Genomic DNA, 24,436 nt, shown 5'->3' with positions numbered 1-24,436 from the left:
TGACATGTCCACCGATTCATTGACTGCGGGAAAGTCCACGCGCCGCAAATCGTCCCGCGCTGCAAAGCCGGACCCGCAGTCGCCGGACAACACGCCCCGGCGCCGCAAGGGGCTGAGCGAACGCAACCGCCCCTTGTGGATGCTGATTCCAGGCGGGCTGCTCATGGTGATCATCATCGTGGTGCCACTCGTCCTCGGCATCTTCATGTCGGGGCTGGACCTGGACCAGTATTCGCTGCGCCAGTGGGTCAGCGCTCCGTTCATCGGAGTCCAGAACTTCATCGAAGCGCTGACCGCATCGCCTTTGCTCCACGCCATCTGGCTCAGCGTCAGCTACTCCTTGCTCGCTATGGTGGTCACTATCCCGCTCGGCATCGCCGGCGCCGTCGCGACCCAGAACGCGTTCAAGGGCCGGGCTGTGATCCGTTCCATCTTCCTGGTCCCGTACGTCCTTCCCTCCTTCGTGGTGGCCACGGTGTGGCGCACGATGTTCCAGCCGGGCAGCGTGATCGATTCGGCACTGCACTCGGTAGGCATCGACCCCGGCCTGTGGCTCAACGGTCCCCAGTCTTATTGGACCCTGATCCTGGTCCAGATCTGGGCATCGTGGCCGTTCGTCTACCTGCTGGCATTGTCCGGGCTCCAGTCCGTGGACCATGAGGTCCACGAGGCCTCGGCCCTTGACGGTGCGCTGTGGTGGAACAAGCTGCGCTACGTGGTCTTCCCGTACCTGAAGGGACCGCTCTCCTTGGCGTTCCTGATCGGCATGCTGCACCACATCAACAACTTCACCTTGCCGTTCGTCCTGTTCGGAGTACCTGCCCCGTCCGATGTGGAGCTGCTCCCGATCCTCACCTACGTCACGAGCTTCCAGAGCTTCAGGTTCGGACTCAGCGCAGCCATGGCGTTCGTTTCGCTGATCCTGATCGCGATTCCCCTGTTCGTCTATCTACGGGCCGTCAAACTCGATGACGCCGAAACTCCCGGAGGCAAAAAGTGAGCACCGCAACTACCGCCGTCGGACGCCAATCGAGCGAAGACTTCCGCCCGGGCTCCAAACGCCAGCACGAGGTCACCAAACTCTTGCCGGGGCCTATGCTCGCCATCATCCTGACGGTGTTGTGTGCCCTGGTGCTCATTCCGGTGGCGTACATCTTCCTGGCGTCCGTGAACTCGGACATCGGCGTGGCCCGGGGCGAGTTCTTCCCGTCCAGCGTCTCCTTTGAGAACTACTCCACCATCTGGTCGAGTGTTGGACTGGCCACGGGCCTGGCCAACAGCGTCCTCGTGGCCGGTTCCACCGCCGTGGTCTCCGCGCTGATGTCGATCGCAACCGCCTACGTCCTGGTCCGCTACCAATTCCGTGGCCGCTTGACGATCCTTCGCGGGCTCCTCGGACTGCAGTCGGTTCCAGGCACCCTCATGGTGCTTCCGGTCTTCGTGCTGTTCTCCTCGTCCGCCAGCTACCTGGGCATCCAGGTCATCGGCACGCAATGGGGCCTGTTCGTGACGTACCTGACGTTCGCGATGCCGTTCTCCACCTGGGTGATGGTCACCTACCTGCGCGGCCTGCCGCGGGAACTCGAAGAGGCGGCAAGGATCGACGGCGCCAGCAACCTGGGCGTGCTGGTGCGGATCATCCTCCCGCTGAGCTGGCCCGGCGTCGTCGTTTCCGGGATTTTCGCCTTCCTGCTCGGCTGGAACGATGTCCTGTTCGCCTCGGTCATGACGCGGCCCGAAAGCCAGACGGCCGCCGTCGCGCTCCAGGTCTTCGGCGCCTCGCAAGAAGGCGGCGCCATTCCCTACTACGGCCAGATGATGGCGGCTTCCCTTGTGTGTGCCGCCCCGGTGGTCATCCTGTACCTGATTTTCCAGCGTTACCTAGTGGGCGGCCTGACCGCCGGAGGAGTCAAGTAACTATGAGCACGCCAGCTGTTGAATGGGAGCTCTCGGGCTTCGGCGACGAGATCGACGACGACCCCAAGATCCAGATTGCCGTGATGCAGGCATTGGGAGCCAAGCACATCGAGGTCCGCAGTGCCTGGGGCACCAACATCGTGGATCTGGATGATGCACAGCTCCGTGAACTGAAGTCCTTGCTGGATGCCGCGGACATGAAGGTTTCCGCGATCGCCTCGCCAATCGGGAAAGTGGACATTTCCCTTCCCGTGGAGCACGAGGTGGAACGGCTTCGCCGGGCAATCAACGCCGCCCAGGTCCTGGAATCCCGCTACATCCGGATCTTCTCCTTCTACTACGGCGAGGACGTCGCGGTGGAGAGCATCCGGGATGCGGTCATCGAACGCATGCGTGCGCTCGCGGACGTGGCGGAAGAGGCCGGCGTCGTGCTTCTGCACGAAAACGAGAAAGACATCTACGGCGATATCCCCGAACGAGTCTTGGACATCGTCGAAACCGTGGCGTCTCCCGCGCTCAAAGTGGCTTGGGACGCGGCGAATTTCGTCCAGGTGGGCGTCAAGCCTTTCGACGACGGCTACGCCAAGCTCCGCCCGCACCTTGAATACCTGCAGGTGAAGGATGCCTTGTTCTCGGACGCCACCGTGGTGCCGGCGGGCGAAGGCGACGGCGATGTCCTCCGCACGGTTCAGGCCCTGAAGGCCGACGGGTACACCGGCTTCGCGAGCCTCGAGCCACACCTGGCCGGCGCCCATGGACTGGGCGGATTCTCCGGCCCGACCGCGTTCGGCATTGCAGCGAGGGCGTTCGCGAAAGTCCTCCACGAAGCAGGGGTGGGGACGAAGTGAGCGAGGCCTCAAAAGCTCCCGGCGCTTCGGAGATCCGGGCCGCGATCGTAGGGTGCGGGGTCATCGGCCGCACCCACTCGGCGGCGATCCGCGAATTCCCGGAGGTGGCCATCACGGCGCTTGTGGATGTGGTTGCCGAGGCTTCCGAGGCGCTTGCCGCGAAGATCGAAGCCCAGGGCGACCCTAGGCCTGCGGTCTTCCCGACGCTGGCCGAGGCGATCGCCGCCGCACCGGTTGACGTGGTCATCATCGCGACGCCCAGCGGGCTGCATATCGAGCAAGCGCTCGAAGCGCTCGACGCCGGCAAGCACGTGGTGATCGAAAAGCCGCTTGACGTTGACTTGGGCAAGGCGGACGAAATCCTGGCTGCGGCCAAGGCTGCCGAGGCCAAGGGCCTGGTGGCCACCGTGATCAGCCAGCACCGCTTCGATCCGGCCAGCCGGGTAGTGGACGAGGCCCGTCGAGCCGGGCGCTTCGGCACACTGACCTCGGCCGTCGCCTCCGTCAGTTGGTGGCGGAGCCAGGGCTACTACGATTCGGGGGCCTGGCGCGGAACCTGGACCATGGACGGCGGCGGGGCCATCATGAACCAGGGCGTCCACACCGTAGACCTGCTTTTGTGGTTCCTCGGCCGGCCCCTCGAGATCAGCGCCAAAACCGCGCTTCTCGCACACGAAGGCGTTGAGGTGGAAGACACCGCCGTAGCTACTGTCACCTTCGAGTCGGGCGCCCTTGCCGTGTTGCACGCGACGACGGCGGCGTACCCGGGCTTGACGGTGCGCCTCCAGGTGATGGGCAGCAAGGGTTCCGCAGTGATCGACAACGACGACCTCGCGTACTTCCACGCCTCCGACGCCGCAGATCCTTCGGAAAGCAGCGCCATGGGCATCCTCGGCGGCGGGAACCAGGCCGCCGTCGAACTCGCCAAATACCCGGACGACACTGTCGAAGCACTGGATCCCACGGTGTACCCGGCCGGACATGTCCGGCAATACCGCGACATCATCGCGGCGATCCGGGCAGGACGCCCCGCGGGCGTTACCGTCCGGGACGCCGTGACTGCTCTGGCTACCGTGCGTGCCCTGTATGTCTCGGCCACCTTGGGCCAGCCCGTGCTGATCGCCGACGTCATTGCCGGCAAGTACAACAATGTGGAGGTCCGCACCGGCGGGGCCCCTTCCCACCCGGAAGCCCCCACTGGCTCGCACCGCGAAGAGGTATCGGCATGAAGTTCTCCGTCTTCACCGCATCCACGCCGGAATGGTCGCCGCAGGAAGCCGCCACCAAGCTTGCTGCACAGGGGTGGGACGGCATCGAATGGCGCGTCACCGACCAGGCGGAGGCAGCGGAACCAGGCTTCTGGGCAGGGAACCGTGCCACCTGGCCCATGACGGGTTTGGAGGATTCGATCCCCGAGATTGCCCGTGTCACCGCGGAATCAGGGCTGGAATTCTCCGGACTCGGCGGTTACGCCCGCTGCGACAACCACGACGACGTCGATCGGGTCCTCGCCGCGACCGCAGCCTTGGGTGCAAAGCAGGTCCGCGTGAACGTGTTGCCGCTGGGCAACTCGAACATGGGCGGCCAGGAACCAAGCGGCCTGTCCTACCCGGAACTCTTTGCCGCCACCCGGGAACACTACGAGTGGGTCGCTTCCCGCGCGGCACACCACGGCGTCAAAGCGCTCGTGGAACTGCACCATGGAACCGTGACCGCGTCGGCCTCCTCGGCCCGGCGATTGCTGGAAGGGCTGGACCCCAAGCATGTCGGCGTTATCCATGACCTCGGCAACCTGCTGATCGAGGGCTGGGAATCGCCGTTGCCCGCACTCCAGCTCCTCGGGCCCTATCTGGCACATGTCCACGTGAAGAACGCCCGCTGGGTCCGCACCGAGGGGAAGGACGAATCGGGTGCGGCCGTGTGGGTCAACGAATGGGCCCCCCTGGCCGAGGGACAGGGCAGCGTCCTGGGCTACTTCCGGGCGCTCGCAGAGGTCGGCTACGACTCCTGGGTCACGCTGGAAGACTTTTCCACCGTGCTTCCGTTGGAGGAACGGACCGCGTCGAACCTGGCGTACGTCCGCAAGGCGGCCGCGTTGGCGGGGTTCGCCGTCGTCGATCCCGCTTCGGCATCTTGACCGGGCCGCTCCTCAACACTTAACACAGCAGCAGCCGCTTGCCTTTCCGAGGCACGCGGCTGCTGTGTTGTTTGGAGGTTCCTAGATGGTGCGCGTTGCCTTGGCCAGGTTCTCCTTGAGTTCGGCGGCGTTCTGCCGGACCACGTAGGCCGGGCGGTCACGCTCCACGCGCCAGCTCTCATCGAGCGGTCCGATGTTGACAGTGTCGAAGCCGAACTCGTCGTAGAGCTTCGCTACGAGTTCGGCGGCCTCGGGGTAGTCGCTGGCGGTGGCCAGCGCGCGGCGGTTCTCGGAGCCCGCCGGGGTGCCGTCGGTGCCGATCTCCTTCGCCATGATGTGGTTGAAACCCTTGGCCACCTTGGACGTGGGCAAGTGCTTCTGCAGCATGCCCGACGTGGTGGCCTCGCCCTTGTCGAGCTCCGGGATGCGGCCGTCCCGCTCCCAGTAGTAGTTGTTCGTGTCGATCACAATCTTGCCGCCGAGCGGCTCCACGGGAATGTCCTGGTAGCTCTTGAGGGGAACGGTCACGACGACGAAATCGCCTGCCGCCGCTGCCTCGGCCGGCGTTGCGGCCCGGGCACGAGTGCCAAGCTCCGCCACTAGTCCCGCCAGGGTCTCCGGTCCCCGCGAGTTGCTTATCACTACGTCATAGCCGAGTTCGACCGCCTTGCGGGCGATTTGGCTGCCAATGTGTCCTGCACCGATGATTCCGATTGTTGTCATATGTGCGGGAACACGGTATGCGACGCGGATATTTCACAGGTTACGGCGAGTGACGCGGACGCACCGTGGACTTTCCGTGACGCCGCCCATTCCCTCGCGTCCAACGGCTTTACGTAGAATAGGCACCATGACTGTCGCCTCTGATGCTGCCACCGCCACTGCCGCTGCCCGTGCCCGCCTCCTTGAATTGATCAAAGAACTGGCGGTCGTCCGCGGCAAAGTGATCCTTTCCAGCGGTGCCGAGGCGGACTACTACATCGACCTGCGACGCATCACCCTCCACCACGAGGCTTCGAAGCTGGTCGGCCAGGTCATGCTGTCCATGATCGACGACGCCGGAATCGCCGTTGAGTGCGCCGGTGGCCTGACCATGGGTGCGGACCCGGTCGCTACCGCTGTGATGCACGCCGCCGCCGACGCCGGCCGCGCCGTCGATGCCTTCGTCGTGCGCAAGGCGCAGAAGTCCTACGGCATGGGCCGCCAGGTGGAAGGTCCCTCGGTGGAGGGCCGCAACGTCGTGGTTCTCGAGGACACCTCCACCACCGGCGGCTCGGCACTGACCGCCGTCGAAGGCGTCCGCAAGGCCGGCGGCAACGTGGTGGCCGTGGCCGTCATCGTGGACCGCAACACTGGCGCCAAGGAAAAGATCGAAGCCGAAACCGGCGTGCCGTACCTCTTCGCCTTCGGCAAGGACGAGCTGGGACTCGACTAAGCTTCCCGCGCTAGGCGGGGCTGAACGGGCCCGTGTGCCCGGCGGCCGAAAAGCCTAAGCTGGCTGCGTGAACTATCGGGCGGGAAAATTTCCCCGGAAGCAGCAACGCTGGCAGGACCCGGGCTCCCCCGCCCGGGTGCTCCGCCAAGCCGCCGAGCTGAAGAGTTTCTCCCGTCGCTCCTTCCTGATTGGAGCGGGTGCTTCCACGGCCCTCGCAGCGGACATGCTGTTCACCCGCCAGGTCCAGGCTGAACGTCGCACCACCAAGATCCTTCCGGTGGGGGACGATTTCGCAGAGTCGTACTACCCCAACTCGAGTTGGATTCTCTTTCCCGGCTACAAGACCAGCTGGGAAGAGGCCCAATGGATCCTCAACTCGATACGCGGTTCGCTGCGGCAGCGGGCCCAGATGGCCGCCGTCGGATACTCCAATCTGGGGTTGGAAGTCACCGAGGTTGTGGACGCCGTGCTCGCCTACATCAATGCGCGGAAGCTGAACACCCTGTATTTCTACGGCCACAGTTTCGGCGGGATGTTGGCCACCGAAGTGGCCGCGCTCCTGCGCGAAAGGAACGGCGTCAGCGTCAAGCTGATCCTGTTGGATTCCTCGCCGTTCAGTAAGTACGACATCCTCGATCAAAGCTGGTTCGACGGCGTGGTGTTCTTGTACGAGAGCGGCTTCCAGGTTCCGTCGGTCCTCCGCGGCGGTTACGAGCTTGGGGAGCGCGTGGTGAACAAGCATGAACGCACGTGGGGGCAGATCTGGAACCAGACCCTGGAGCAGCTCTCGCCGATCGCGCCGTCGAGCGTGTTGATCCAAAGCGAGTCGGACTACATCTACCATTTCGACGGCACGCGCTTTGTCGACAGGCTGGGGGACGCCCGCATGGCCTTTATCGGAAACCCGAATGACGACACCGTGAACTACGGAACGGCCCGGGCAGCGTGGGCCAAGACATTTCCCCTCAACATCGCGTCCACGGGCCGCAGGACCGACGGCGCCCGACCCGCCCATGCGAGCCCCCAGTGGAATCCCTTTATCTACAATCCGATCATCCAGGACCTGGAGAACGAGCTTTTTCCGCTGCCCCGCGCCGGCTCGCGGGTGGTGTTCTACTGAGCGGTTCCTCAAGAAAGAACGCCGCTACCTGAGCCGCAATCCAGCCAGCTCGGAACCACTGAGGCCGGCGTCGCGCAAGTAATCCCCCGCGCTGCCGAACTCCTGCCCGAAACGGTCCAGGAAGTACTCCATCGCAGCTTCGGGGGATTGAAGCAGCATGAGCGAGGGACTGAATGCCTCCTCCGGAACCTCGGGGACAGCCAGCCGCCATGCTGCTGACATGGTTTCGAGCATCGCGGGGAGGGCAGCGGTGCTTGCCGCGTAGTCCGCCACGACAGCCGCGTGGTCAGCGCCCGTCGCGAGGAGAGCCACAGCGGCCACGACGCCGGTGCGGTCCTTTCCAAGCGAGCAGTGGATGAGGGTCCGCTTGCCTTGGGCCGCGGGACGCAGCGATTCGGCCACCCAATCCGGGCGGGCTCGCACCCAGCCGAGATAGAGCTCCCCAAGGTCTTCGGCTGTGTGGATCGACTGAAGCCCCTCGGAAGCGGTACGCGGATCGAGGGGGTTCTCCACGAGCTCCACTGGAGCCTTGGACATCGAGCCGTTGGCCAGTTGCCAAGGCACAATGGCGCGTTCAAATTCGCTTCGAAGGTCCACAACCGCCTGGATGCCATGACGTTCCAGGAAGGCGCCCGTCGCCGCGATGTCCATGCCAAACGGCTGGCTGCCCCTCAGAATACGGCCACCGGCCAGGGAACGGAGGTTCAGCACAGCCATGGCAGCAGCCCCTTCTTCTTAGATCTGGCTTTTGAGATCAGCTACCGAGTTCAGGACCTGGTTCGGCCGGAACGGGAAGGCCGCGATGTCCTCGCGCTGGGTGATGCCGCTGAGCACCAGGACGGTGTGCAGCCCGGCTTCCATGCCCGCGATGATGTCGGTATCCATGCGGTCACCGATCATGGCCGTGGTCTCGGAGTGGGCGTCGATCTGGTTCATCGCGGAACGGAACATCATGGGGTTCGGCTTGCCCACAATGTATGGTTCGCGGCCGGTCGCCTTCGAGATGAGCGCGGCGATGGCGCCGGTGGCGGGCATCGGCCCGTCCTTCGAGGGGCCGGTGGCATCCGGGTTGGTGGCGATGAAGCGCGCCCCGGCGAGGATCAGCCGGATGGCCATGGTGATCGCTTCGAAGGAGTAGGTGCGGGTTTCGCCGAGCACAACGAAGTCCGGGTTCTGGTCGGTGAGGATGAAGCCGGCCTCGTGCAGCGCCGTCGTGAGGCCTGCCTCGCCGATGGTGTAGGCCCGGTTCCCGGACTCCGAGCCCCGCACCTGGTCCTTGAGGAACTGGGCCGTAGCCAGGGCTGATGTCCAGATGTTCTCCTCCGGGATTTCCAGGCCGGAAGAGCTCAGCCGGGCCGCCAGGTCCCGCGGGGTGAAGATGGAGTTGTTGGTGAGGACGAGGAATCGCTTGGAGGTGTCCACCCAGCGCTGGATCAGTTCAGCCGCACCGGGAACCGCCTGGTTTTCGTGGACGAGGACGCCGTCCATATCCGTGAGCCAGCATTCGATTTCGTGTCCGTTGCGGTAAATGGCTGAGCTTGTCGGGGCCTCGGTTGCGTTCTCCATGCTTTTCCTCCGCGTATTGGCTGCTTCTCGTCCCAAGTCTTTCATCTTTCGGTCCGGGAGACACCCGGGTGTCCTGCGTTACGGCGGCCCGGGCTAGTGTTGAAGAGTGACTGACCGGCCCCAGAACCCTGCCCCTACCGACGCCACTGCTGACTCGTCGTTCGTCTCCGCCACCGAGGGGGAGTCCGAAGCGAAACCGGAGGTCGGCGTCGGGCCTTGGGAAGGCGACTGGCCGGAAGGCGGGCATTGGGATCCGGACCTGCTGGCGGATGGCGACCGCCGCAACGTCGTGGACAAGTACCGGTACTGGAAGCACGAGGCGATCGTCGCGGACCTGGATGCGCACCGGCACGATTTCCACATCGCCATTGAGAACTGGCAGCACGACTTGAACATCGGCACGGTGGTTCGCACGGCCAATGCGTTCCTCGCCAAAGAGGTCCACATCATCGGACGACGCCGGTGGAACCGTCGCGGGGCCATGGTCACCGACCGCTACCAGCACGTCCGCCACCACCCCACCGTGGAGGATTTCGTGGAGTGGGCGCAGGGGGAAGGGCTGGCCATCATCGGCATCGACATCTTCCCCGATTCCGTGCCGCTGGAAACCTACGACCTTCCGCGCAACTGTGTGCTCGTGTTCGGGCAGGAGGGCCCCGGCCTGACTCCCGAAGTGCACGACGCCGCCGTCGCCACGCTGTCGATCGAGCAGTACGGTTCCACCCGGTCCATGAACGCGGCGTCGGCTGCGGCAATCGCGATGCACGCCTGGATCCGCAGGCACAACTTCGGCCAGCGCGTCTGCTGACGCGGGGTTCCTTCTTTTCGGATCGGCAGGGTCCTGCCGGCCGCTCGGTAGCCCGAGCCGTTGGCAGCGCTTCGCCGTACAATCGGCATATGGGTCTGCTCGCGTGCGGCAGGGACTTCAGCGGAGCCAAAGGAGCCTTGATGAAACTCATCCCACTGGCGTTGACCGCTGCGTCCACTGTAGCCACGGCTGCGGCCGGCTCGGTGGCGGCCGATCCGGAAGGCAGCTGGTACCGGCAGTTGCGCAAACCAAGCTGGCAGCCCCCGGCCATCGCCTTTCCCTTGGTGTGGACGGCGCTCTACGCCGATCTCGCAGTGAGTTCCGCGGGGGCGTTAGCCAGCGGCGACGCGCCCGGCGCCCCGGGCAGCAAAGCCCGGCGCCAGGAGTCAACCGCCTACCGAGGGGCCTTTGCGGTGAACCTCGTGCTCAATGCCTCCTGGAGTTGGCTCTTCTGGCGTGCCCGACGGCCCTGGCTGGCTGCCGCGGAGTGTGCCCTGCTGACGGCGAGCAGCGCCGACTTGGTGCGGCGAACGTACAAGCTGAACCGCAGCGCCGGTGTGGCTCTTGCCCCTTACGCACTCTGGTGCGGATTCGCCACGGCCTTGTCGACCGCAATCGCAAGACTCAACCACGAAGAAAACATTGGCTGATCCCGCACCTGAAGTTCCAAAGGCGTAGCGCCGAATGCCTTCTGAACTCAACGTCCGCAAGTGTTACCCGTCTCCGTGACCGGAAACACGGTGCCGGATTCGAAGTCGCTAGGATGGTGCCTAGCCGTATAGGTCTACTCCAGGGTCAACAAAACCCACAGACGAAATCAGCATAGGAGTCAGCATGCCCATCGCAACCCCAGAGATTTACTCCGAGATGATCGACCGCGCGAAGGCCGGTGGATACGCGTTCCCGGCAGTGAACGTCACCTCGTCGCAGACCCTGAACGCCGCCATCCGCGGCTTTGCCGAGGCCGAGTCGGACGGCATCATCCAGGTCTCCACCGGTGGTGCGGCTTACTGGTCCGGCGCATCCGTCAAGGACATGGTTGCCGGCTCCCTGGGCTTCGCGGCGTTCGCCCGCGAGGTCGCGAAGAACTACAACGTGAACATCGCCCTGCACACGGACCACTGCCCGCAGGACAAGCTGGCTGATTTCGTCCTGCCGCTGCTGGCTGCTTCCGAGGAAGCCGTGAAGGCCGGCAAGGACCCGATCTTCAACTCGCACATGTGGGACGGCTCGCACGAGACGTTGGAAGACAACCTGCGCATCGGCCGCGAACTCCTGGAACGCGCAGCCGCAGCCAAGATCATCCTCGAAGTTGAAATCGGCACGGTCGGCGGCGAGGAAGACGGCGTCGAGAACGAGATCAACGAGAAGCTCTACACCACCACCGAAGACGCCCTCGCCACCATCGAGGCCCTCGGCGCCGGCGAGAACGGCCGCTACCTGACCGCCCTGACCTTCGGCAACGTCCACGGCGTGTACAAGCCGGGCAACGTCAAGCTGCGCCCCGAACTGCTCAAGCAGATCCAGGCCGAGGTCGGCGCCAAGATCGGCAAGACCAACCCGTTCGACCTTGTCTTCCACGGCGGCTCCGGCTCCACCGAGCAGGAAATCGCGGATGCCGTTTCCTACGGCGTCATCAAGATGAACATCGACACCGACACCCAGTACGCGTTCACCCGCCCGGTTGCCGGACACATGTTCTCGAACTACGACGGCGTCCTGAAGGTCGACGGCGAAATGGGCAACAAGAAGGCCTACGACCCCCGCGTCTGGGGAGCCTCCGCAGAGGCCGGCATGGCTGCCCGCGTCGTGGAAGCCGCAAAGCAGCTCGGCTCGGTAGGCAAGACCTTCTAATGTCCGACGAATTCCGCAAGAACCTGATGGGCCCGGAGCCGACGCTCCTGCCCGCCGAGACCGAGGTGTACCAGCACCTTGCCTTGGGGCAGGAAGCCCTGGACCTCGTGGCCAAATACCCCACGTCTTCGTTGCTGTGGGCGATCCTGGCCGAGGAAGCCTGGGCCGAGGGCCGGACCATCGACTCCTACGCGTATTCCCGCGTGGGTTACCACCGGGGACTGGATTCGCTGCGCCGCAACGGTTGGCGCGGCGTCGGGCCCATCCCCTGGGAGCACGAGCCCAACAGGGGATTCCTGCGCGCTCTGTACTCACTCGGCCGGGCATCGGCCGCCATCGGCGAAGCTGAGGAGCCGGAGCGGATCGAGAAGTTCCTGAACGACTCCGATCCCGCCGCGAAGGCAGCGATCGAAGGCTAGGACAACTGGGTTAAGCGCCGACGGCGGCCGGACCACTCAGGTGGGCGGCCGCCGTCGCGCTTTCCCACCCAACTGGCTCGCAGTTGTTGTCGTTATGAGGCGTCAGAAAGACAACAAATGCGAGTCAGTTGGGCTTGCTGGGTCCTAGGAGACCGGGGTGAGCCCGGTCCGGGCCATGGCCTCGGCGTAAGCGCCATGGATGAGGTCCAGGTACTCCTGCTGGCGAGTGGGGGAGCCGGCGAATGAGCGTCCACCCAGCGAGCGGACCTTGAACGTCTTGAAGCCGCGGCGGTGGATGCTCTGTGGCGCGGATTTCATGAGCTGGTCCGCCAAACGATGGGCTTCATTGCCGTGGGCTACCAGCACGGAGGTGCGCGGCACGATCGCGAGGAGGCGCAGAAGCGGCTTGAGGCCTTCGGTGATGTTGGCGGGAGTCAGCTTGCCCGGCTCACCGTCGGGCTCGATCCACGGGTAAACGTTCCACGGCATCATGAGTTCCGGACGCAGGCCCAACTGCCACTGCATGCCTACCATGCGGGCGGTGGCATCCGCGTCGCCCGCGACGATGAAGCCCGAGCCCTCAGTGGTGCGGGTGTTGGAGAAAAGGCTGATGATGCGGCACTCGTCAACGCTGTGGGCAGGGTCTACGTAGAGGACTTCGCTACCAGGCTTCTGTTCTTTGAGGGAATCGCAATGCCCCGTGACCTCGGCGATGTGGGGTTCGAAACGTCGGTTCCAGAGCTGCACTTCGGGTGTTTCAGTCGCCAGGTCTTGCATATGGGCTTGGGTCTCCTACGTGTAGCGAGGCGCACTTATCCGGCCGGGAGCGGTTTGCCGCGACCGGTCGGATTGGGTGCAGTGTTGGGGGCTGGTTAACTCTACCGGAACGGCGGTGAGCCTTTAACGGAAACGGCACCGTCCCGATGGATTCGGGACGGTGCCGTTTCGACAAGCGCCTGCTACTGCTGGTTCTCGGTCTGGTCGTCGCTTTCCTTGGTCTTGGAAACCACGGTGCCGTTCGATTCGTTGAGGATGAGCTTCACGTCCCGCCCGTTGTCGAAGTTGAACATCGCGTTGATGGAGCCGGCCTTGGCGTCCGCCGAGGAGTCACCGATCTGGCCGGTGTGCCAGTTGTCCTCGATGAAGCGGAGGATGGATGACTGGTCCGTCTGGGCGTGGTCCACGAAGTTCTTCTTGGCGAAGGGGGAGATCACGACGAGCGGCTGGCGGGGGCCGGGGCCGCAACGGTCGGCATAGCCTCCGGCCATCGGCACACCCTTGTTGTAGGCGTTGAGGCACCATGCGGCGTCGTCAGTGGTGTTCGAGGAGTTCTTCACACCGGCAGCGACGTGGTCGTACCAGCCGTCCGAGTCATCGTAGGCGAGGACAATGGCAGTGTTTTCCCAGTTCTTCGAGTTCTGGATGGCGTTCACCTGCTGGGTGATGAACTTCTGCTCGTCAAGGGGATCGGAGTAGCCCGCGTGGCCGTCCTGGTAGTTTCCGGCCTTCAGGAAGGAGACGGCAGGCATGTTGTCCGAGTTGACCACCTTGGCGAAGTCCGTGGTGTCGTACTGGTGGTTGGCCTGACCGTTGTGTCCGATCTCGTCCACGCTGGCCGGAGCAAGGTGGTGCGGGTTGGACGTTGACTTGTAGTACTGGAACGGCTGGTGGTGCGGGTTGTAGTCCGTTACCGTGGCACCGGCAATGTTGGTGTGGGTGGTCAGGCACGCTGCCGGAGTGGTGTCCGTGGCCGACGTCGTCGGGGCGAAGCCGCCCTGGAACCAGCCCCAGCTGACGCCCTTGTCGTTGAGCAGGTCGCCGATGTTCTTCCCCTGCATGCCGGCGAGGTTGTAGTTGGTCGTGTGGCTCTTGTTGGAGCAGTCGTCGTAGACCGGATCGGGGTCTTCCGTCATGGTGCCGACGCCGTTGGCGTCAGGGAACTTGACCGTGTAGTCGCTGGTTGCCGGCTTGACCGGCTGTCCGGTTGCCGTGAATTCGGTGACGCCGTGGGTCTGGCCGGAGACGAGGTTGAGCGCACCGGGGCTGGACGGACCGAAAACGGTGCTGAAGTGTGAGTCGCTCATGGCGAAGTTCTGGGCGTAGTTCCAGATCCCGGTGACGGTGTTGCCGTCGTAATAGTCCATGGTGAGCCCGGGACGCCCGAACTGGCCACCCGAACACTTGTCCATGCTCGTGTTTTCGACGAACTTGTTCATCAGGCCACCGTTGTAGGCCTTCTGCTCCGCGGTGTATTCGTGGTCCTGGTCGCACGTGATTGCCTGGCCGGGCGTCAGCCGCTGGGGCTGGACCGAGTTGGGATTGTTCGGTGCCAACAGCTTGTCGTTGGCGAGCGTGGCGATGTTCTTGGGGGTGTTCTTGGCTGCCGTGAACGCGGGAGCCGCTGCGCCGCTGCCTTGCTGGGTTTCGCCGGCCGTGTTGGCGGCCTGCGGGTACGTCGCGAAGTAGTGGTCGAAGGAGACGTTCTCGCCGAAAATTACGACGACGTGCTTGATGGGCGTGCTTGTCCCGCCGTCGTGGCCCTTGGCCGAGGCCGGCGTCATGCCGAACCCGATCATGCCGGCAGCGATCGTGGACGCCGCGAGTGCGCTCACTCCTGCCGTTGACAAAAGACGCTTGTTGCGAAAATTCATGGATTTCCCTTCAAATTCACGGAAAGGTGTGGGTGGGGATTCACAAAGAATGTAGCCGGTCGTCCGGGGCCCGGCGGGCGATTTGGCGGCACAATGCAGACTGTTTGGGAAGAGTTCACATTCTGCTAACAGGGAACTTCGAGTGCTCCCTCCTCGTTTTCATTTCGCCCTCCGGCCGTGTGGCAACAGGTCCAAGAGCCGCATCGGCTAAACTTGGCTGGTAAGAGCCCCGGAACTCTTGCTGATCCCGCCGGTGAACTTTTGCGAAAGTCTGCGGGCAGGACCGAAAAGATTCGGGGCGTTCTCATGTACGGCGCTGAGCCTTGGTGATCCCGCCAGGACCGGCCCGAAAGAATGGGGGAGGATCCCATGCCAGCTATCGTGATCGTCGGAGCCCAATGGGGCGACGAAGGCAAAGGCAAAGCAACCGACCTGCTCGGTGGCCGCGTTGACTACGTGGTCAAGCCCAACGGCGGCAACAACGCCGGGCACACCGTTGTGGTGGGCGGTGAGAAGTATGAGCTCAAGCTCCTTCCTGCCGGCATTCTGAGCCCCAACGCGATTCCGATCATCGGCAACGGCTGCGTGGTGAACCTTGAGGCGCTGTTCCAGGAGATCGACGGCCTGGAAGCCCGCGGCGCGGACACGTCCCGTTTGCGCGTCTCGGCCAATGCCCACCTCGTAGCGCCGTACCACCAGGTGTTGGACAAGGTCACGGAGCGCTTCCTCGGCAGCCGCGCCATTGGCACCACAGGCCGGGGCATCGGACCGGCCTACATGGACAAGGTGGCCCGCCTGGGTATCCGCGTTCAGGATGTCTTTGACGAATCGATCCTCCGCCAGAAGGTGGAAGGCTCGCTGCGCCAAAAGAACGAGCTCCTGGTCAAGGTCTACAACCGCCGCAATGTGGTGGTGGACGAGATCGTGGAGTACTTCCTGTCCTACGCCGAACGCCTGCGGCCGCTGGTCATTGACAGCACCTTGGTCCTCAACAACGCATTGGACGAGGGCAAGGTGGTCCTCATGGAAGGCGGCCAGGCCACGTTCCTGGACGTCGACCACGGCACCTACCCGTTCGTGACATCTTCCAACCCGACCGCCGGGGGCGCGTCCGTCGGCTCGGGCATCGGACCCACGCGGATCTCGCGTTCTATCGGCATCATCAAGGCCTACACCACCCGCGTCGGCGCAGGTCCGTTCCCCACGGAGCTCTTCGACGAGATGGGCATGTACCTGCAGAAGACGGGCGGCGAGTTTGGCGTCAACACCGGCCGCCCGCGTCGCTGCGGTTGGTACGACGCTGTCCTGGCCCGCCACGCATCCCGCGTCAACGGCTTCACGGACTACTTCGTCACGAAGCTGGACGTTCTGACCGGCATCGAGCAGATCCCGGTCTGTGTGGCCTACGACGTCGACGGCGTTCGCCATGACGAAATGCCCATGACCCAGACCGAGTTCCACCACGCCGTGCCGATCTTCGAGTACTTCGATGGCTGGACCGAGGACATCACCGCCGCCAAGACGTTGGAAGACCTCCCCGAGAACGCCCGCAGATATGTGCTGGCCCTCGAGAAGCTCTCCGGCACGCGCTTCTCCGCGATCGGCGTCGGCCCGGACCGGGATCAGACGATCGTGGTGCACGACCTCATCGAGGACTAGTCACCAAAGCCGAATAACGACGACGGCGGGCGGCCCTTTCAGGGGCGGCCCGCCGTCGTGCGTTCCGTACACCCGATTTTCTGCATCATCGATTCGATTCTTAGTATTCCCTAGGCCTCGATCAGCATCGCGAGCGCCTTCGGAAAAAACTTTGGAATCCGCGTAACCCTTTGGAGTGCCCCGACGATTACCTCTTTGAAAGGCCGAGCTGAAATTTGTCCCCCATCATGTTTCAGCTCGGCCCTTTTCATGTCTGAAGGGGTTTCGTGGGTGTGCAGAAAGTCCGGGAGAGGCAAGCCTCCGGAACCGAAGGCTGGTCCTTGGGCATAGCTGGAGCTGCGGTTAGGCTAGGTGAGGTTGCCCGGCCCTGCGGCGTTTGGGCAGCACCGAGGATCTCGCGCGGATCCGGACATTCGCTCCCCGACGAAAGCCACGTTTCAGTGACCGACGCCTTGACCGATGCAGCATTGCTTGCCCTCCGCGGCCGGGAGGCTGAGCTGTTCAGCGCCGTGTACCAGGCCTTCGCGGGCCAGGTGCTCGGCTACCTGACAGCAAAGGGCGTCTCGGATCCGGAAGCTGTCACCCAGGACGTCTTTCTTGCCGTCCTGCCGCGCGTTGAGACGATTACGGGTGGCGTCAGCGGCCTGCGGACCTTCGTATTCTCGGTGGCCCATGCCCGGATGGTGGATGACCACCGTCGGCAAAGCAGGGCGCCGGAGCACCACGAGTTTGAACCTGAGCGTGACACGCGCCAATCGAGTTCGGCGGAAGCCGAAGCGATGGGCCGTGTGGCGCCGGGCGAAGTGATGGCGCTGCTGGATCTCCTTCGGGAAGATCAGCGGGAAGTCCTGACGCTTCGCATTGTTGCCGGTCTGACTGTGGACCAGGCAGCCGAAGTCATGGGGAAAAGCCAAGGCGCAGTCAAGCAACTGCAGCGCCGGGCGTTGAATGCACTCCGCGAGCACTCGGTAGTAAAGGAATACGTGGCCCCATGATGCGTTGGGATTGCAAGGACATCGACCGCGAGGCGATCATCCTCGAGCTCATGCTTGAAGCTGGCCTCACGGACGCCCCCGAACTCACGGATTCGTTGAAAGCACTGGAATCGTTTTCGTCCATGCCGGCGCCGGTCCCAGGGCCCGCACTCGCGGCGATGCTGTCCGGCGCGGCCGTGGGTGAGACCCTTCCCCACGACGAACTGGGCAAGCGGCGTCAGTTGCGCAAGCATCGCCCCGTCGTCGTTGGTGCCGCCGTCCTGACCGCCATGGGCCTGGGCGTTGGTGGCGTAGCGGCCGCGAGCGGCGGATTCAGCAAGGGAACCCCGGAATTCATGCAGACACTGCTCTCCGGCTGGGCGCCCGCTTGGACCACTGCTCCGCCTTCGCTTGTTCCTCCAGCCCCCGCCCAGGACTCCCCGAAGGTTATGACGCACCCGGCTCCCGTCGATCTGCCGCCGGCCGCGCCTCCAATGGCAGGTCCTTCGGCGGACCCAGTGGCGCCCGCTCCGGCCAGCACCGGTAGTGCGGCGCACGAGCCTTCAGCGCCGGCCGCCCCGGCACGCCAACCAAGCCCGGCACGCCAACCAAGCGGAATGCCCGAAGTTCCGAAGGCAGTGCACACCGAGCCAAAGACCGACTCGCGGGGTATTCCGCAGCCCAAAACTGCTATCCCATCCAACCCGACGGCGAAGGACCTCCAGAACGGCGTTCAGCCAACCGAATACGCCAAAGACGGCGTGTCCCTGAAGCCTGCCGGGACATCGCTGCGTTGGCTCTTTGGACTGCTGTCCCGCTAGTAGGCTGGGGTTATGACACACGTCAACGATCCGGCAGTCATTGACCGGCTTATGCGAACAAAGGGTCGCTGGGCAATCGTGGGACTCAGCACGAATGAGTGGCGCTCGGCGTTCGAGGTAGCTCTCTACATCCGTGACACGATGGGCATGGAGATCATCCCGATCAACCAGAAAGGTGATGACGTCCACGGCGAAACCGGCTACAAATTCCTTGCCGATGTCCCCTTCGAGAAGCAGCCCATCGACGTCGTCGATTGCTTCGTGAACTCCTCGCGCGTCGGCGCGGTAGTGGACGAAGCGATTGCCGTGGGAGCGAAAGCCGTGTGGCTCCAGCTCGGAGTCATTGACGAGGACGCAGCGGAGCGGGCCAAGGCTGCGGGCCTGGACGTGGTGATGAACGCTTGTCCCGCACAGGTGGGCTGGCGGAGCGGCATCTAGCGTCGCTTTCTGTTAACCGGCCGCTGGTATGTTCCGGGGGACAATCACCCTTTCGACACCAAGGAACCCCATGTGTGACGAACACCCCTCCACCGCCAGCCGACGCGCCGCGCTCGGTTTACTCGGGGCTTCCCTCGTGGCCGGCCTCGGGGCATGCGCGCTCCCGGGAAACCCGTCCGCAGAGAGCCCGACGGCGGCTCCCGGCACTGCGGGCCCATCGCCGTCGTCGTCAGCAAGCACCGCGATGAGCACCCCACCAAGCCCCGCGGGTCCCGGGCGGCTCCGGAACCCCTTCGAGCCGGACTTCACGCTGCCGCCGATCCAAGGCGGGCTGGCTCCGGTGATCACCCGGATCCCCACCAAACATCCCGTGGTGTTCCTCACGATCGACGACGGGCTGGTCAAGTCACCGGAAAGCGTCCGGCTCCTCAAGGAGAACGGCTATCCGGCCACCCTGTTCCTGACGAGCAACACGGTCCGCGACAACCCTGCATTCTTCAAGGCCTTCATGGCGCAGGGGAGTCTGGTTGAAAACCACACGGTCAGCCACAACGTCAACATGACGACCCAATGGGGCTACCAGCGGCAGCTTGAGGACATCGCGGGCATGCAGGATTTCGCCGTCCAGCAGTACGGCCGCAAGCCGACCCTGTTCAGGCCTCCTGGAGGTGCCTATTCGACGGCCATGCGGCAGGCCGTGGCAGCCGCCGGTTTGAAGGCCATCATCACGTGGGAGGCCAAGGCGAATGCCGGGCGCATGGATTACCAGTATGGCAATTCCCTCCGGCCCGGCGACATTGTCCTGATGCACTTCCGCGCTGAATTCGCGGCGGACTTCGAAGCCTTCCGTTCGGCGCAGGTCGCTGCCGGCCTGGAAGTGGTGCTCCTCGAGGACTTCCTGGACGTTGCGTGAGGCGGTCGGTCCACTGATCCTCGCACTCCGCTAGTCTCGCTACATGGACGCTGCCACCCTCCGCCAAATCTGCCTCGGCTTCCCCGGGACCTACGAAGACTTCCCGTTCGGTCCGGAAACGTCGGTTTTCAAAGTCCGGTCCGCCGTGTCCGGTGGATCCAAGCAGGAAGGCAAGATGTTCGCCGCCTCTGCCATGGACGACCACAACCTGGCGGTAAGCCTCAAATGCGATCCCACATTGGCCGTGCAACTTCGCTCGGCCCACCCGGAAATCACCGGGGCCTGGCACATGAACAAGACGCACTGGAACGGTGTTCGCCTGGACGGCGCCCTCCCTGACTCCATGGTCCGGGACATGGTGGAGGACTCCTATGACCTGGTGGTTTCCTCGCTGAGCCGCAAGCAGAAGGAGCAACTGGGCTGGGCCCGGCTCGCCAAGGACTGACACGCCGACCCTGTCGACTGCTTCGGCTAGATTGTGAGTGGACCGCACCTTCCCAGCCGCAAAGCAATCAGGAGGAGCCAGATGCTGGAACAAAAGACCCTCGATGAGCTGTGGAACTTTGAGGACCCCGCGTTGTCGGAAGCCCGCTTCCGCGAAGCTATGACTGATCCCGCCTACGATGCCTTCGAACGGGCCGAACTCGCCACCCAATTGGGCCGGGCCATCGGCCTGCAGGGCCGGTTCGAGGAAGCGGATGCGCTCCTGGACGGGATCGACGCCGAAGAGGAACCGACCGTTGCGGTGCGGATCCTCCTGGAGCGGGGCCGCCTGCTCAACTCCGCCGGCCACCCGGCCATGGCCGTTCCGCTCTTTGAACAGGCCGCCGAGATGGGAGACCTCCTGGGCGAAGATTTCCTCGCCGTGGACGCACTTCATATGCTGGCCATCGCGGACTCCGACCACCAGGAATCATGGACGCGCAGCGCGCTTGAATACGCCTCCGCCGTCGAGGATCCCCGCACCAAACGGTGGATGGTTTCCCTGCACAACAACCTCGGTTGGGCGATGTACGACGACGGGCGGCGCACCGAGGCGATGGTCGAGTTCCAGCTCGCTGAACAATGGGCTGAGCGGGTAGGAACCGAGCAACAGCAGCGATGGGCGCGCGAGGCCATCGCTCAGTGCGCAAAATCCTTGAATTTACAGGGCTAAACCACCCAAACAACCCCTCCGCACGGGCAAGGTCGTCAAATCACATTTTGACAAAAGTTGATTGAAACTGCCCCCAAATATTGCTTTTCAATCACTCGTGGTGAAGTATGTCACACGAGGGGCACGCGTCGCAGCGGCGGTGCCCGGACCGATCGACTGCCGGCCGAGGCGCCGTCAACGTGAGGTACTACGAGTCTCTGGAGGGTTTTAGGATGAATGTTCAGCAGCAGTCCTTTGCACGGCGCGGTTTCCTTCGCGGCGCGCTTGCCGCGGCCGTGCTTGTGCCGTTGGCCGGCTCAATGGCCTCCTGCGCAGCCGGTGGCGGCGGAGGAAGCACGGGTCCTACGGGCGCCGTTTCAGATACCAATCCGTTCGGCATGGCAGACAAGTCCACCGTTGACGCCGTGATCTTCAAGGGCGGCTACGGAATCGACTACGTCGACTTCGCGGGCAAGGCCTTCGAGAACGCACATTCAGGTTCCACTGCCAAGATTTCCCCGTCCACGGACATTGCGCAGGAACTCCAGCCGCGATTCGTCGGCGGCAACCCGCCGGACCTGATCGACAACTCCGGTGCCAAGGCAATCGGCTTCAGCACCATCCTGGCCCAGCTTGAAGATCTTACCAGCGTGGTCAACGCCAAGAACCTTGAGGGCAAGGTCATCAAGGACACCCTCTACGCCGGAGTGCTCGCTCCGGGCACTTTCAATGGCAAGCTGGCGGCCCTGAACTACGTGCTGACCGTGTACGCCATGTGGTACTCGGATTCATTCCTGAAGGAGAACGGTTGGACCGTGCCGAAGACCTGGGATGAGATGTACGCCCTTGGCGAGCAGGCAAAGGCCAAAGGCAAATACCTGTTCGTCTGGGGCAAGGAAGCCGCCACGTACTACCAGGAAATGGCGATCGCTTCCGCCATCAAGGAAGGCGGCAACGACGTTCGCCTCGGCCTTGAAAACCTGAAACCGGACGCTTGGTCCCACCCGGCCATCCAGAGCGTCTTTACCGCGCTGAACAAGATCGTCAAGGCGGGCCACTTCAAGCCAGGTGGCTCGGGTACGCAGTTCACCGCAGCGCAGGCGCAGTGGAGCAACGCCCAGGAGGCGGTGTTCTACCCGTCCGGCTCGTGGATAGAGAACGAGATGAAGGACCAGACCAAGGCCGGATTCAAGATGACCGGCGTCCCCGTTCCTACCGTGACCTCGGGATCCAAACTTCCTTGGGAGGCTATGCACAGCGCTTCCGGCGAGCCATTCGTTGTTCCGTCCCAGGGCAAAAACGTTGCTGGCGGCAAGGAATTGCTGCGTGTCATGCTGTCCAAGGATGCTGCCACCAACTTTGCCAAGACCAAGCTGGCCCCCACCATCGTCAAGGACACCGTTCCCGCCGATGGATTCGGGTCCACCGCCCTGGTTTCCCAGACCAAGCTGCTCAGCGATGCTGGCTCGAACATCTTCACGTGGAATTTTGTTGACCTCTACGGGATGAACAAGGACCAGTTGGTTGTGTGGAACACCTTCCTCGATGGAAAGTCCGACGTCGCCACCCTGACATCGGACCTGCAGAAGATTACCGACAAGGTCCGCAACGACAGCTCGGTGACGAAGATTGAAGTGAAGTGACTTCAGTGAAAGCAAAAACACTCCGGGTCGGCGACGGTGCGTCCGCCGTCGTCGTTCCGGATACCGCACCGCCCGTCTACAAGAGGCGGCGCAAGCCCCTGACGTTCGACAAGGTCAGTTTTTTCGTGGTCTTCCTGGGCCTGCCCCTGGCGATCTATCTCCTGTTTGTGATTTGGCCTTTCATCCAGGCGTTCGGCTACTCCCTGACCGACTGGAGCGGTTTCTCACCCGACCAGAACTTCATTGGACTTGAGAACTACCGGAAGCTCTTCACGGATGACATCTTCATGAAGGCCATGGGGAACAACATCCTGCTGGTCATTTTCCTGCCCATCATTACCATCATCCTCAGCCTCGTGCTGGCAACCTTGGTGACCGTGGGCGGCAGCAGCAAGGGCCAGATCAAGGGCTTGCGCAACTCCAGCTTCTACCGGGTTGTCTCCTTCTTTCCCTACACGATTCCGGCGATTGCCATCGGCATCATGTGGGGCCAGATCTACGATCCTTCTGGAGGCCTGCTGAACGGCATCTTGACCTCCCTGGGGCTCGACCAGTTCAAGTCCTACGCCTGGCTTGGGGACAAGAACACCGCCATGATCGCCACGATGTTCGTGATCGTGTGGGGCTTCATCGGCTTCTACATGGTGTTGTTCGTGGCGGGCATCAAGGGCATCCCCGCGGAGCTGTTTGAGGCGGCGCGGATCGACGGAGCCGGACGCTTCCGCACTGCCGTGTCCATCACTATCCCGCTGATCCGGGACAACATCCAGACGGCCTACATCTATATGGGCATCCTGGCACTGGACGCCTTCGTCTACATGGCCGCACTGAACTCCGGCGGCGGCCCGGACAACTCCACCCTGGTGATGTCCCAGCAGCTCTTCTTCACCGCTTTCACCAAGGGCCAGTTCGGCCTGGCCAGCGCCATGGGTGTCGTCCTCGCCGTAGCCACCCTGATTTTCTCCGGCCTCGTGTTCCTGGTCAACCGGCTCACTGGCGGCGACAAGGATGTGTCCCTCTAATGTCTACCAAAATTGCCAGCCAGGAAATGAAGGCGCTGCATTTCAACTCGCGCAAACCGGCCATGACCACGGGAGACAAGGTGGTAGGCGCCGTTTCGCACACGGCCCTGACCATCTGGTCGCTCATCGTGATCCTGCCCTTGTTGTGGACTTTCATGTCCTCCTTCAAGACTTCCAGCGAGATCTTCGCCTCGCCGTTTGCCCTGCCCTCGCAGTGGCGCTTCGATAACTACGTCCGGGCCTGGACCGAGGCCGGAATCGGGAGCTACTTCCTGAACTCTGTGATCGTCGTAGGGTCCGCCTTGGTGATCGTCATGGTCCTCGGAGCCATGTGCGCCTATGTCCTGGCGCGCTATGTCTTCTTCGGCAGCAAAGCGATTTACTACCTCATGCTGGCCGGGCTCACGTTCCCGATCTTCCTGGCCATGGTGCCGTTGTTCTTCGTCATGAAGAGGATCGGCCTCCTGAACACACTGCCGGGCCTCATCCTGGTGTACGTCGGCTTCGCGCTGCCGTTCACCGTCTTCTTCCTGTTCTCCTTCTTCAAGTCGCTTCCCCACGAAATCACCGAGGCTGCTGCTTTGGACGGGGCCGGGGAGTGGCGGACGTTCTTCCAGGTCATGTTGCCGATGGCCAAGCCGGGACTCGCCTCCGTTGCCATTTTCAACTTCCTGGGCCTGTGGAACCAGTTCCTGATTCCGGTGGCCATCAACGCGGCCGGGCCGCGTGTGCTGTCCCAAGGACTGGCCGCCTTCGCCGGCCAGATGGGTTATGCCGTGGACTTCGGCGCCTTGTTCGCAGCCGTCACCGTCACCGTGGTTCCGGTGCTGATCGTCTACATCATCTTCCAGCGCCAGCTTCAAGGATCCGTGTCGCAAGGCACGTCCAAGTAGCACGACTAAGCTAAATAAACGCCCGACGGGGGTTCCCACCCTAGGTGGGGGCCGCCGTCGGGCGCTTCTGCCGGCCGGCCCGCCGGCTCTAGGAGACTGCTGAATTAATCGGGCGGTGGGCGCGTCGGCTGGACTGGTGAGCTGGGTGGTTAAGACTGGGCTTATGCAGGGACGCGAAGACGC

The 24,436-nt window shown here is 63.5% G+C and carries 26 protein-coding genes; 21 read left to right on the top strand and 5 right to left on the bottom strand.

What is annotated here, in order from left to right:
• The first annotated feature begins 4 nt into the window (after window positions 1-4).
• The 5 genes from AB0O52_RS19575 to AB0O52_RS19555 are packed head-to-tail and all read left to right on the top strand — an operon-like array spanning window position 5 to window position 4,902.
• Complete coding sequence (locus AB0O52_RS19575; protein ID WP_364541148.1) at window positions 5-1,000, top strand: sugar ABC transporter permease; 996 nt, start codon at window positions 5-7, stop codon at window positions 998-1,000.
• Window positions 997-1,917: a carbohydrate ABC transporter permease gene (locus tag AB0O52_RS19570; protein ID WP_364541145.1), complete on the top strand. Its 921-nt coding sequence runs from the start codon at window positions 997-999 to the stop codon at window positions 1,915-1,917. Before AB0O52_RS19575 ends, AB0O52_RS19570 begins: the two co-directional genes overlap by 4 nt.
• 2 nt (window positions 1,918-1,919) lie before the next feature.
• Window positions 1,920-2,765 carry a sugar phosphate isomerase/epimerase family protein gene (locus AB0O52_RS19565; RefSeq protein WP_364541142.1) on the top strand — a complete coding sequence of 282 codons (846 nt, stop codon included), beginning with the start codon at window positions 1,920-1,922 and terminating at the stop codon, window positions 2,763-2,765.
• Entirely contained in the window at window positions 2,762-3,994 is a 1,233-nt protein-coding gene (locus tag AB0O52_RS19560) for a Gfo/Idh/MocA family oxidoreductase (protein ID WP_364541139.1), read from the top strand. The genes AB0O52_RS19565 and AB0O52_RS19560 overlap by 4 nt, the downstream gene beginning before the upstream one ends.
• The gene (locus AB0O52_RS19555) at window positions 3,991-4,902 is read left to right on the top strand and encodes a sugar phosphate isomerase/epimerase family protein (RefSeq protein ID WP_364541137.1); all 912 of its coding nucleotides are present in this window, start codon (window positions 3,991-3,993) and stop codon (window positions 4,900-4,902) included. The genes AB0O52_RS19560 and AB0O52_RS19555 overlap by 4 nt, the downstream gene beginning before the upstream one ends.
• Window positions 4,903-4,983: 81 nt before the next feature.
• Here AB0O52_RS19555 and AB0O52_RS19550 read toward each other — a convergent pair whose 3' ends face one another.
• Window positions 4,984-5,625, bottom strand: a complete 642-nt coding sequence (locus AB0O52_RS19550) for an NAD(P)-binding domain-containing protein (RefSeq protein WP_364541135.1) — start codon at window positions 5,623-5,625, stop codon at window positions 4,984-4,986.
• A gap of 127 nt (window positions 5,626-5,752) precedes the next feature.
• Between AB0O52_RS19550 and pyrE the strand changes: the two genes are divergently transcribed.
• Both pyrE and AB0O52_RS19540 read left to right on the top strand, forming a co-directional pair.
• Window positions 5,753-6,337, top strand: a complete 585-nt coding sequence (pyrE, locus tag AB0O52_RS19545) for an orotate phosphoribosyltransferase (RefSeq protein WP_364541132.1) — start codon at window positions 5,753-5,755, stop codon at window positions 6,335-6,337.
• A gap of 67 nt (window positions 6,338-6,404) precedes the next feature.
• Window positions 6,405-7,457 carry a thioesterase domain-containing protein gene (locus AB0O52_RS19540; RefSeq protein ID WP_364541129.1) on the top strand — a complete coding sequence of 351 codons (1,053 nt, stop codon included), beginning with the start codon at window positions 6,405-6,407 and terminating at the stop codon, window positions 7,455-7,457.
• 24 nt (window positions 7,458-7,481) lie between these two features.
• Here AB0O52_RS19540 and AB0O52_RS19535 read toward each other — a convergent pair whose 3' ends face one another.
• Entirely contained in the window at window positions 7,482-8,174 is a 693-nt protein-coding gene (locus AB0O52_RS19535) for a tyrosine-protein phosphatase (RefSeq protein ID WP_364541126.1), read from the bottom strand.
• An 18-nt stretch (window positions 8,175-8,192) separates the two neighbouring features.
• Entirely contained in the window at window positions 8,193-9,023 is an 831-nt protein-coding gene (locus AB0O52_RS19530) for an HAD-IIA family hydrolase (RefSeq protein WP_364541123.1), read from the bottom strand.
• 106 nt (window positions 9,024-9,129) lie between these two features.
• Here AB0O52_RS19530 and AB0O52_RS19525 point away from each other — a divergent pair, with 106 nt between their 5' ends.
• The 4 genes from AB0O52_RS19525 to AB0O52_RS19510 all read left to right on the top strand — a co-directional run bounded on the left by AB0O52_RS19525 (window position 9,130) and on the right by AB0O52_RS19510 (window position 12,104).
• A complete protein-coding gene (locus AB0O52_RS19525) occupies window positions 9,130-9,831 on the top strand; it encodes a TrmH family RNA methyltransferase (RefSeq protein WP_364541120.1) in 702 nt (233 codons plus the stop codon).
• Window positions 9,832-9,971: 140 nt separating this feature from the next.
• A complete protein-coding gene (locus AB0O52_RS19520; RefSeq protein WP_364541118.1) occupies window positions 9,972-10,481 on the top strand; it encodes a TspO/MBR family protein in 510 nt (169 codons plus the stop codon).
• 184 nt (window positions 10,482-10,665) lie between these two features.
• Entirely contained in the window at window positions 10,666-11,685 is a 1,020-nt protein-coding gene (fbaA, locus tag AB0O52_RS19515; protein ID WP_364541115.1) for a class II fructose-bisphosphate aldolase, read from the top strand.
• Window positions 11,685-12,104, top strand: a complete 420-nt coding sequence (locus AB0O52_RS19510) for a DUF3151 domain-containing protein (RefSeq protein WP_364541113.1) — start codon at window positions 11,685-11,687, stop codon at window positions 12,102-12,104. Before fbaA ends, AB0O52_RS19510 begins: the two co-directional genes overlap by 1 nt.
• Window positions 12,105-12,248: 144 nt before the next feature.
• Here AB0O52_RS19510 and AB0O52_RS19505 read toward each other — a convergent pair whose 3' ends face one another.
• On the bottom strand, window positions 12,249-12,881 hold the full coding sequence (locus AB0O52_RS19505) for a uracil-DNA glycosylase (RefSeq protein ID WP_364541110.1): 633 nt from the start codon (window positions 12,879-12,881) through the stop codon (window positions 12,249-12,251).
• A gap of 182 nt (window positions 12,882-13,063) precedes the next feature.
• Entirely contained in the window at window positions 13,064-14,755 is a 1,692-nt protein-coding gene (locus AB0O52_RS19500; protein WP_364541107.1) for an alkaline phosphatase family protein, read from the bottom strand.
• Between the two features lie 369 nt (window positions 14,756-15,124).
• Between AB0O52_RS19500 and AB0O52_RS19495 the strand changes: the two genes are divergently transcribed.
• The 10 genes from AB0O52_RS19495 to AB0O52_RS19450 all read left to right on the top strand — a co-directional run bounded on the left by AB0O52_RS19495 (window position 15,125) and on the right by AB0O52_RS19450 (window position 24,253).
• Window positions 15,125-16,414 carry an adenylosuccinate synthase gene (locus AB0O52_RS19495; RefSeq protein WP_364541104.1) on the top strand — a complete coding sequence of 430 codons (1,290 nt, stop codon included), beginning with the start codon at window positions 15,125-15,127 and terminating at the stop codon, window positions 16,412-16,414.
• 440 nt (window positions 16,415-16,854) lie between these two features.
• Entirely contained in the window at window positions 16,855-17,409 is a 555-nt protein-coding gene (locus AB0O52_RS19490; RefSeq protein WP_364541101.1) for a sigma-70 family RNA polymerase sigma factor, read from the top strand.
• Window positions 17,406-18,209, top strand: coding sequence for a hypothetical protein (locus AB0O52_RS19485; protein WP_364541098.1), 804 nt, complete (start codon window positions 17,406-17,408; stop codon window positions 18,207-18,209). Before AB0O52_RS19490 ends, AB0O52_RS19485 begins: the two co-directional genes overlap by 4 nt.
• A gap of 12 nt (window positions 18,210-18,221) precedes the next feature.
• Window positions 18,222-18,647, top strand: a complete 426-nt coding sequence (locus AB0O52_RS19480; protein ID WP_364541096.1) for a CoA-binding protein — start codon at window positions 18,222-18,224, stop codon at window positions 18,645-18,647.
• A 70-nt stretch (window positions 18,648-18,717) separates the two neighbouring features.
• A complete protein-coding gene (locus AB0O52_RS19475) occupies window positions 18,718-19,560 on the top strand; it encodes a polysaccharide deacetylase family protein (protein ID WP_364541094.1) in 843 nt (280 codons plus the stop codon).
• A gap of 43 nt (window positions 19,561-19,603) precedes the next feature.
• Window positions 19,604-20,005 (top strand): MmcQ/YjbR family DNA-binding protein, encoded by a 402-nt coding sequence (locus tag AB0O52_RS19470; RefSeq protein ID WP_364541091.1) that lies wholly within the window; start codon window positions 19,604-19,606, stop codon window positions 20,003-20,005.
• An 81-nt stretch (window positions 20,006-20,086) separates the two neighbouring features.
• Window positions 20,087-20,716: a hypothetical protein gene (locus AB0O52_RS19465; RefSeq protein ID WP_364541088.1), complete on the top strand. Its 630-nt coding sequence runs from the start codon at window positions 20,087-20,089 to the stop codon at window positions 20,714-20,716.
• Between the two features lie 212 nt (window positions 20,717-20,928).
• The gene (gene ngcE, locus AB0O52_RS19460; RefSeq protein WP_364541085.1) at window positions 20,929-22,338 is read left to right on the top strand and encodes an N-acetylglucosamine/diacetylchitobiose ABC transporter substrate-binding protein; all 1,410 of its coding nucleotides are present in this window, start codon (window positions 20,929-20,931) and stop codon (window positions 22,336-22,338) included.
• Window positions 22,335-23,360 carry a sugar ABC transporter permease gene (locus AB0O52_RS19455; RefSeq protein WP_364541083.1) on the top strand — a complete coding sequence of 342 codons (1,026 nt, stop codon included), beginning with the start codon at window positions 22,335-22,337 and terminating at the stop codon, window positions 23,358-23,360. The genes ngcE and AB0O52_RS19455 overlap by 4 nt, the downstream gene beginning before the upstream one ends.
• On the top strand, window positions 23,360-24,253 hold the full coding sequence (locus AB0O52_RS19450) for a carbohydrate ABC transporter permease (protein ID WP_364541080.1): 894 nt from the start codon (window positions 23,360-23,362) through the stop codon (window positions 24,251-24,253). The genes AB0O52_RS19455 and AB0O52_RS19450 overlap by 1 nt, the downstream gene beginning before the upstream one ends.
• The last annotated feature ends 183 nt before the right edge of the window (window positions 24,254-24,436 follow it).

The sequence above is a fragment of the Arthrobacter sp. NPDC080073 genome (genome assembly GCF_040686575.1).
GTDB lineage: Bacteria > Actinomycetota > Actinomycetes > Actinomycetales > Micrococcaceae > Arthrobacter.
Note: the sequence above shows the minus strand (reverse complement) of the source record. Positions and strands in the feature narration are given on the sequence as shown.

Coding starts and splice junctions, on each gene's coding strand:
- AB0O52_RS19575 (WP_364541148.1), top strand. CDS start 5: ATGTCCACCGATTCATTGACTGCGGGAAAGTCCACGCGCCGCAAATCG.
- AB0O52_RS19565 (WP_364541142.1), top strand. CDS start 1,920: ATGAGCACGCCAGCTGTTGAATGGGAGCTCTCGGGCTTCGGCGACGAG.
- AB0O52_RS19555 (WP_364541137.1), top strand. CDS start 3,991: ATGAAGTTCTCCGTCTTCACCGCATCCACGCCGGAATGGTCGCCGCAG.
- AB0O52_RS19550 (WP_364541135.1), bottom strand. CDS start 5,625: ATGACAACAATCGGAATCATCGGTGCAGGACACATTGGCAGCCAAATC.
- pyrE (WP_364541132.1), top strand. CDS start 5,753: ATGACTGTCGCCTCTGATGCTGCCACCGCCACTGCCGCTGCCCGTGCC.
- AB0O52_RS19535 (WP_364541126.1), bottom strand. CDS start 8,174: ATGGCTGTGCTGAACCTCCGTTCCCTGGCCGGTGGCCGTATTCTGAGG.
- AB0O52_RS19530 (WP_364541123.1), bottom strand. CDS start 9,023: ATGGAGAACGCAACCGAGGCCCCGACAAGCTCAGCCATTTACCGCAAC.
- AB0O52_RS19520 (WP_364541118.1), top strand. CDS start 9,972: ATGAAACTCATCCCACTGGCGTTGACCGCTGCGTCCACTGTAGCCACG.
- fbaA (WP_364541115.1), top strand. CDS start 10,666: ATGCCCATCGCAACCCCAGAGATTTACTCCGAGATGATCGACCGCGCG.
- AB0O52_RS19510 (WP_364541113.1), top strand. CDS start 11,685: ATGTCCGACGAATTCCGCAAGAACCTGATGGGCCCGGAGCCGACGCTC.
- AB0O52_RS19505 (WP_364541110.1), bottom strand. CDS start 12,881: ATGCAAGACCTGGCGACTGAAACACCCGAAGTGCAGCTCTGGAACCGA.
- AB0O52_RS19500 (WP_364541107.1), bottom strand. CDS start 14,755: ATGAATTTTCGCAACAAGCGTCTTTTGTCAACGGCAGGAGTGAGCGCA.
- AB0O52_RS19495 (WP_364541104.1), top strand. CDS start 15,125: ATGCCAGCTATCGTGATCGTCGGAGCCCAATGGGGCGACGAAGGCAAA.
- AB0O52_RS19485 (WP_364541098.1), top strand. CDS start 17,406: ATGATGCGTTGGGATTGCAAGGACATCGACCGCGAGGCGATCATCCTC.
- AB0O52_RS19480 (WP_364541096.1), top strand. CDS start 18,222: ATGACACACGTCAACGATCCGGCAGTCATTGACCGGCTTATGCGAACA.
- AB0O52_RS19475 (WP_364541094.1), top strand. CDS start 18,718: ATGTGTGACGAACACCCCTCCACCGCCAGCCGACGCGCCGCGCTCGGT.
- AB0O52_RS19470 (WP_364541091.1), top strand. CDS start 19,604: ATGGACGCTGCCACCCTCCGCCAAATCTGCCTCGGCTTCCCCGGGACC.
- AB0O52_RS19465 (WP_364541088.1), top strand. CDS start 20,087: ATGCTGGAACAAAAGACCCTCGATGAGCTGTGGAACTTTGAGGACCCC.
- ngcE (WP_364541085.1), top strand. CDS start 20,929: ATGAATGTTCAGCAGCAGTCCTTTGCACGGCGCGGTTTCCTTCGCGGC.
- AB0O52_RS19450 (WP_364541080.1), top strand. CDS start 23,360: ATGTCTACCAAAATTGCCAGCCAGGAAATGAAGGCGCTGCATTTCAAC.